Below are 7,946 nucleotides of genomic sequence, written 5' to 3'. Positions count from 1 at the left end.
TTAGTTTTCAATGATCTCAAACGAAGTTATTTCGGCTCTTCTAGAGCGTTACACCTAAACTTTAGGTCGCTTTGTTTGTGGATGGGAATTATAGGTAAGAGTTGCTTAGAGAGGGCTTAATTGGTGGGTGATATTTAAAAAAAAAGGAATATTACTTGAAATCTATCTGTAAGTTTTACGGATAGCTTATATAGTCGCAATTAAATTTTTTAGTTAGAGCCAAGTTTATCAATTATAGGAGCTAGATTATGCCAAAGTAGCTTCATATCAATTTAGTAAATTTAACTTTATTTTAAATATAGATGGTGCGACCGGGGAGATTTGAACTCCCACACCCGTAAGGCACTACCACCTCAAGGTAGCGTGTCTACCGTTCCACCACGGTCGCATTTTTTAATAAAGAGAGATGTCTAACTCAAAAATGAGTTAGACTTTGAGGTATTTTTACTTATTAACCTAGGTAAGGGTTAGCGTAAAGAGCGATTAACGCTATTACTAGTGCATAGATAACTTGAGCTTCAATCATTGCAAGAGCGATGAACATTGTAGTCATAAGCTTAGCGCCTAAACCTGGATTTCTTGCAGTTCCAGCGATTGTTGCAGCAGCAGTATGACCCATACCGATAGCTCCACCAAGAGCAGCTAAACCAAGACCAAGACCAGCAGCGATCATCGAGTAAGCTTTAAGAGTTTGGTTAGCAACCTCACCATCAGCAGCGAAAGCAGCAGCAGTAAAAGCTACCACCAAGAAAAGAATTTTTTTCATTTGAATCTCCAATAATTATTACAAATTTGTTCGGCTAGCGTAACCACTCTTGCGAATAGCAATAGATACATAAATGCAACTATTTTCCTACTTAAAATTTGATTTGCGAATTATACAAGAATTGTACTAAAAGATTATTTAAAAACCTTTATGCACGACCAAGAGAGATTTTATTGCCCTTAAACTCCAAGATTTCAACGCCAATCTCTTCGCCTTCGCTTAGAACATCAGAGATTTTCTCTACTCTTTGATCAGATACCTTGGAGATATGCAAAAGTCCATCAGTTCCATCTGGAAGCTCAATGAACGCTCCAAAATCAACTATTTTTTTTACGATTCCCTTGTATTTATCTCCAACCTTATACTCTATCTTTGCGACTTTTGGTGTGTTTATGATACCTTCAATATGAGCTCTTGCTCCCTCTACACCACTTTTGCTTTTTCCAGTAACTTTAACTTTGCCATCTTTTTTATCTATATCGATAGCTACTTCAAATTTCTCTATAATTTCACGAATAGTTTTTCCAGCTTGGCCGATAATATCACCAATAAAACTTGGATTTATATGAAAGAAATCTGAATTTGGTAAAACGCCATCATTAAGCTCTATGTTTGTCTCGGCCTCAAGCATAATATCAATTATATGTGCTCTGCCCTCTTTTGCTTGGTAAAGCACCTCTTTTAGGACATCAAGGCTGATTCCACCTAATTTTATATCCATCTGCATAGCTGTAATGCCATTTTTTGAACCAGTAACTTTAAAATCTAAATCGCCATCATGATCCTCAAGCCCCATAATGTCTGATAAAATCGCGTATCTGTCTCCATCGCTAACCATACCCATAGCAATTCCAGCAACAATATCACTAGTCTCTATATCGGCCGCGCGAAGAGCCATATAGCCACCACAAACAGTGGCCATTGAAGATGAACCATTTGATTCAAGTACTTCAGAAACTAAACGAATCGTCTGTGAGTCTAAATCAAGAATCGGCTCTAGTGCTCTTTTTGCAAGATTTCCATGACCTAGTTCTCTTCTTTTTACGCCAGTAATCGGCGAAGCTTCACCCACACTAAAGCCTGGAAAATTATAATGAACCATAAAGTGTTCATTTTGTGTTCCGCTATCCGTTAATGATTCATACATTTGAGCATCTTTAGCTCCACCTATCGTAAGAACAACTAGCGCTTGTGTCTCTCCACGAGTAAATAGACATGAAGAGTGAGCAGATGGAAGGACATTTGTGCTAATACTTATAGGTCTAACTTCTCTTAAAGTTCTACCATCTGCACGAATGTTTTCATCTAAAATCTGAGTTCTGACCTGTCCTCTCTTAACCTTCTCTACTGCATCTTTTAACTCTACTTCATCCCAACTCGCGTTCGTTTTGAGTATGTTTTTTCTTAGCGTTCTTAGTGCTGTTGAACGCTCCGATTTTGCCATTTGATTCATCGCAGATTTTATCTCTGGCATATGAGTTGTTCTTACAAAATCAACCATCTCTTCGTTAATATTATGTGCTTTATACTCAAGACTCAAGCACTCTCTTTTATATGGAGCAAAAAGTTCTTCATATTTTATATTATTCTGGGATAAAGCCTCTTGCGCTTGTTCAAAAATTCCAATAAGCTCATCTTCACTAATTGCATTTGAAACATGCATTTCCACTATCGGCATGCCAAGAGTTGGATCCATAAATGGGTCAACTACTAAGCTGTTGTCAAACTCATTTGAGCCAATCGTCCTCATCTCAATCATCAAAAGATCATCTTTTGTTCCAGAGAGATAAAGGTCTAATGTGGAACTATTTAGTTGTGAAAGTGTTGGATTTAAAACCAACTCTCCATCAACTTTTACAACTCTCAGTGCGCAAACAGATTTATCAATACTGATGTCACTAACAAAAAGAGCAGCAGATGCTGCATTTAACGCCAAGACTTGAAGGTCAGACTCTTTATCTGCGCTAAGCACTAGTATGGTTACCTGTGTTGGATATCCAAAACCTTTTGGAAAAAGTGGGCGCAAAGAACGGTCAACTATACGAGATGTTAATGTTTCAAAATCGCTTGGCTTTGTCTCGCGTTTAAAAAATCCGCCAGGAATCTTTCCAGCTGCGTAACTTTTTTCTATATACTGAACAGTCAGTGGTAAAAAATCATCTTTTACTATCTCTGTTTCATCTATAACAACTGTTGCCAAAATAACTGTTTTACCGCTTCTTAGCCATGCTGCACCATTTGCCTGTTTTGCAACTTCACCAAAAGAGTACTTCTCTTCTCTGTTTATTAAATCTACTGTTACATCATATTTCATTTTTTATCTCCCAATAATTTTTTCATTAACTTAGTTTCCTTTTGAGTTTTCTGGTAATTTGTAGATAAATCCAGAGGCCTTACTTCCTGGCACAGTTGATGGCATAATTGGCTTCAATGCCACCGTTACAAATACATATCTATCATTTATCGAATCTGCTATCCCATACTTACTTAGAGTTGGTCTGTTGTTTTCAATATACCTTAAACCAAAGTCCCAGCATCTTTTTTTATATAATAATCCAAAATCAACTCCTTTTTTTCTATCAAGCTCTAGGTCATAATCATATTTAAAATCATAAGTATAGTGTTTATTGTATCTATAACTCAAAAATGAGGTCAAATAACTTGTATTTGGAATCGACTCTACAAACTTATTTTGACGCATGTGAGACAAACCTATATCAAAACTACCGCTCCTGTATGTTATTTTGTTAAAGTTCTTAGAAAAACCACTCTCATCATAGTTATAAAACATATTATTATAGAAATTTAAGTTAGTAGTTATCTGATAATCAAATTCATTTTCAAGCTCACCTGCTCCGCCATTAACATCACCATAAGAGATAATCTGAGCAAGCCTGTGATATATTATCTGCGCTCCATCAGCTCCGTAAAAATATTGTGAATAGTAGAGTTGTAGATTCTCTTTAACATCTGCAATATTATAAAATTCACAAATTGGCAGTGACTTATTTTGTGCGAGCGAACACTGATCTTTTCGCTCCTTATAATATCCATTTCTTAACTCACTTCCAGCAGTAGTATATGTTGCACCAACATCTATGGAGTGAGTAACTGTATCAAAGGCCCTTGTTAGTTGAGAGGATAGAGAAAACGAGTGGGAAGTTCTTGCAAAAAAGCCATTGCTGTACTCACTGTCAACTGTTTGATTTGTGTCTTGCCCCTTAAAGGTTGTCTGTTGTGCATAGATATAGGGCTTATATGAGGCATTTATATGCTCATTAAAAAGTGATGTCTGAAATGACAATGGAATATTTATATCTGTCTGCACCGCACTTTTGCCAACTTGTCTATAAAAGTCATTACTTTTTATATCAAAATTATATAAAAAGTGATTTTCAAAAAGCGTATCTAAATACCTGTGATATTGGACTGCTGGAAGATTTTGTAGAGTTGTTTCATTGCTGGATTTTATTAGATCTTTATAGTATTTGAAATATGCACCTATATAATTTTTATCTGTGTTATAAAAAAGGTTTATTCTTGAGAGTAGCTGTTTTGCTGTCACGGTTTTAGTCATATTATTTGTTGAGAGATTTAGGTACTCAACATCATTCATGTTTATTATATCAGCATATATGCCGGACTGACCTTCAAAATTTGTATTGAACCATTGATTGATAAAATCACTATTAATATAGTTAAACTTAAACCCATAGTGCGATTGATTTGCTAAATTGTTATCAATAAAATATTGACTTTTTTCTTTAAAATAGCCAATATTCAGTGCTCCTTTTGATGTATTTGTATCTACAAATCTGAAGTCTGAATATATTCCATCACCACGGCTAGTTCTTATTTGTGGTGTTAATTCTAAATCCCACCAATTCTGCTCAGCAATATAGAGTGATTGCTCATAATAAAACCCATCCCTGTTTGAGATTCCAAATGTTGGAGGCAAAAGTCCTGTCCTTCTGGTTGTATCTAGCGGGTATCCAAAATAGGGGGTATAAAAAACAGGAATATCGTATATATAAAGTCTTGCATTATACAAATTTAGCCATTTAGTATCCATGTTATAGTCAGAGGATGAAAAGTCCATTCTCCAGAGTGGATTGTTTGGATCACATCCGCTCATCGAGCCAGATTTTATGTTTAAATCTTTATCTTTTAAACAGCCCTCTTTCCCACTAAGCCAAACTCTTGATGTATCTTCTGCCATATAAAACGGCTTAAACTCTTTCTCTTTTTTTGCAATATTTAGTCTTGCATAATTTCCAAGGAGCTTAACGCTGTCCCCTTTAGAAGCTCTAACATTATCAAAAAGTTCTAGTTCACCACTGTTTCTATCATATACTGCTTTTTTCGCGCTTAAGTGATAATCTTGGTAGATTACTATAACCTCACCACTTGCTGTTACTATGTTATCTTTTGCATCCATTTTTGTTGCGTAGAGCTCAACTTTTTCATCTGCAACTAAAAATGTGGTTAATATCAAAAAAGACAGGAGAAGCTTAAGCATTTATTACCAAAGTTTTAGCGCTCTTGTCGTGCCAAGCTTGTCTATTTTTATCTAACATACCCCACAAAAAACCTAGATAATAGATAGCTTCACTAAAAATTCGCACAATTGCACGGTTTAGTGAAATAATTACATTTGGATTTTGTAGTGTTTTTATCTCAACAACTCTAATTTTCATAACTATTTTGCCTATTGTCGCACCATACTTCATAACAAAAAAAGCTTGATAAAATATTTTTATGGCGACATATTCTAAAATAAAAGAGTAGATAACCTTAATCATCTCTTCTTGTGTTTTTGCTGCAAAGAAAGAGTCGCCAACTGCTATTATCAATAAAACAGTAAGAATTACTTCATCTATAAAAAAAGCTGTTGCTCTTTTTTTTATTGGAGCAAGAGTCATCTCTTGATGATTAAGAATTTTTTGAATCTCTTCGTCCACTTTTATCTTATCCTACAGCGCTTGATAAGCTATATCGGTACGAAGTTTTTTGCCAGCAAAATGAACCTGTCCACATCTCAGATACGCTCTATCTCTTGCCTCTTTTATACTATCACCAACACCAATACAAACTAAAACTCTACCACCATCTGCATACAAAATACCATCTATCATACTCACACCAGCAAAAGAGATATGGCTATTTTTTTCTACATCAGTGTGAAGAACTTTATCTAAAATAATCTCTGCTGGTTTTGAGTTTTTATATGGATAATCTCCACTAGCCATCACAACACCTACAGCAAACTGCTTTGAAAACTCTACTTTTATCTCTTTTAGTCTGTTTGTAGAAGCTTTATAGAACATATCACTCACGCTTGAAGTCATAAGAGGCATAAGAATTTCGCACTCAGGATCTCCAAAACGAACATTAAACTCTAGCGTAATTGGCTCGCCCTTAACAACCATAATGCCTATGAAAAGAACGCCCTCAAACGGTGCACCCTCTTTTTTCATTCCATCTAGTGTTGGACGAATAATTCTGTCTCTTACTTTTTGATAAAGCTCTTCATCTACTAAAGGGGTTGGAGCGTATGCGCCCATTCCGCCAGTATTTGGTCCCATATCATTATTTAAAAGTCTTTTGTGATCCTGCGCAGCTGGTAGCAAAATATAGTCATCTCCATCGCAAACCGCAAACATGGAAAGCTCATATCCATCTAAAAACTCTTCTACAACGACTTTTAGTCCTGCATCTCCAAAGCTTTTTCCACTTAACATCTCTGAAATTGCAATTTTTGCCTCATTGTGATTCTGGGCGATTATCACGCCTTTTCCACCACAAAGCCCATCTGCTTTTACAACGATTGGAGCAGTTAATTTGTTTGTAAAGTTAAATGCTTCCTCGATTGAAGCGGTTTCAATATAGCGAGCAGTTGGAATGTTATATTTTGCCAAAAAATTTTTCATATAAACTTTTGAACCCTCAAGTTGAGCGGCTTCTTTGCTTGGTCCAAATATAACAAGTCCATGGGATTTGAAAATATCAACAACACCATCGACAAGCGGAGCTTCTGGACCGACAATTGTCAGCTCTATTTTGTTCTCTTTTGCATAAAGCGCTAGTTCATTGTAATCTTTTATATCAAGATTTACTCCAAAATCTGTCGTAGCACCATTTCCTGGCATAAAAAAAAGCTCATGTTTTTCATCTTCGTTTGATATCGCACGAGCAATTGAGTACTCTCTGCCACCACTACCTAAAATTAAAATTTTCATTCATACTCCAAAAAAAATAAAAAAATATCTATTTAAAAAATCAGTAAATTCTAAATAGATATTTTTGAAAAATAGCCCAAGTAGCCGTTTCGCATTGGCTTGGTTCTAAAAGCCGTATTTAGGCGAAGAGAGAACTTTCTAACGGCGGCAGTATCTCGACAGAGCTAACATATCTCAAACGATAGCACCACACACGAAAATCCTACCTATTCGCAAGTTGAATATGTAGAACCCTCATTATGCGATATGTCGAACTACCTAGACTATAAACACTATTGTACAAAAATGATACTTGATTTTTCTTTTAAAGAGTGAGTGCCAGCTCTACGCAGCTCTCTATAGATGTTGCTTTGGAAATATAAAAATCTGTCCCATCTGGCAACTCTTGCGCCGTTGTTTTGCCAATTACTACAATTTTTGCATCTTTATGAAGTGTATTGTTTTTTAAAAAACAGCTTATTGACGATGGAGAAGTAAAGATAAGTGTAGAATCATCATTAATTCTCACATCTAAAATCTCTTGTGAACACTCACTTACATACAAAATTTCTTCATCGATTAAATATCCGCTATCTCTACTTTTTTGTACAAAGTCTGACGCAATTAATTCCGCTCTTAGATATAGCCATTTTGTGTCTTTAGGAAATTTCTCTATAAATTCTGTTAAATTATCGCCATATCCATCGCCAACAGCTAAAACTTTTCCACCAAAATTCTCATAAGCCACTGCTGTTTTTTGTGAAACACAAAGAGTCTCGGTTGCTATAAAATCTTCTTTGTTATACTGCTCTAACGCTTTTACCGTCTGTTTTGATGTAACTATAAGATAGTCATAATCTAAAAAATTTATGAAAGGTTTTAAAAAACGAACCTCAAGAGATTTAATATTGATTGTGTTCTCGTTTTTGGAAGTAGCAAAGAGGTAAATTTTTTTCGGCATT

6 protein-coding genes and 1 tRNA gene are annotated in these 7,946 nt (G+C 35.4%); all 7 read right to left on the bottom strand.

What is annotated here, in order from left to right; translation table 11 throughout:
* Positions 1–303: 303 nt before the first annotated feature.
* Positions 304–388 (bottom strand) — tRNA-Leu (locus PHV22_RS08545).
* Between the two features lie 63 nt (positions 389–451).
* Positions 452–766: a F0F1 ATP synthase subunit C gene (locus tag PHV22_RS08540; protein WP_295022949.1), complete on the bottom strand. Its 315-nt coding sequence runs from the start codon at positions 764–766 to the stop codon at positions 452–454.
* Positions 767–914: 148 nt separating this feature from the next.
* On the bottom strand, positions 915–3,080 hold the full coding sequence (locus PHV22_RS08535; RefSeq protein ID WP_299947036.1) for a polyribonucleotide nucleotidyltransferase: 2,166 nt from the start codon (positions 3,078–3,080) through the stop codon (positions 915–917).
* 30 nt (positions 3,081–3,110) lie between these two features.
* Positions 3,111–5,285 carry an LPS-assembly protein LptD gene (locus PHV22_RS08530; RefSeq protein ID WP_299947033.1) on the bottom strand — a complete coding sequence of 725 codons (2,175 nt, stop codon included), beginning with the start codon at positions 5,283–5,285 and terminating at the stop codon, positions 3,111–3,113.
* Positions 5,278–5,727, bottom strand: a complete 450-nt coding sequence (locus PHV22_RS08525) for an RDD family protein (protein WP_295022946.1) — start codon at positions 5,725–5,727, stop codon at positions 5,278–5,280. The genes PHV22_RS08530 and PHV22_RS08525 overlap by 8 nt, the downstream gene beginning before the upstream one ends.
* A gap of 12 nt (positions 5,728–5,739) precedes the next feature.
* Complete coding sequence (gene purD, locus PHV22_RS08520; RefSeq protein WP_295022945.1) at positions 5,740–7,005, bottom strand: phosphoribosylamine--glycine ligase; 1,266 nt, start codon at positions 7,003–7,005, stop codon at positions 5,740–5,742.
* Between the two features lie 304 nt (positions 7,006–7,309).
* Positions 7,310–7,945 carry a uroporphyrinogen-III synthase gene (locus tag PHV22_RS08515; protein WP_295022944.1) on the bottom strand — a complete coding sequence of 212 codons (636 nt, stop codon included), beginning with the start codon at positions 7,943–7,945 and terminating at the stop codon, positions 7,310–7,312.
* Position 7,946 lies beyond the last annotated feature (1 nt).

The organism is Sulfurimonas sp. (assembly GCF_028713515.1).
Taxonomy (GTDB): Bacteria; Campylobacterota; Campylobacteria; order Campylobacterales; family Sulfurimonadaceae; genus Sulfurimonas.
The sequence above is the reverse complement of the archived record's forward strand: the minus strand, read 5'-3'. Positions and strand labels throughout refer to the sequence as shown.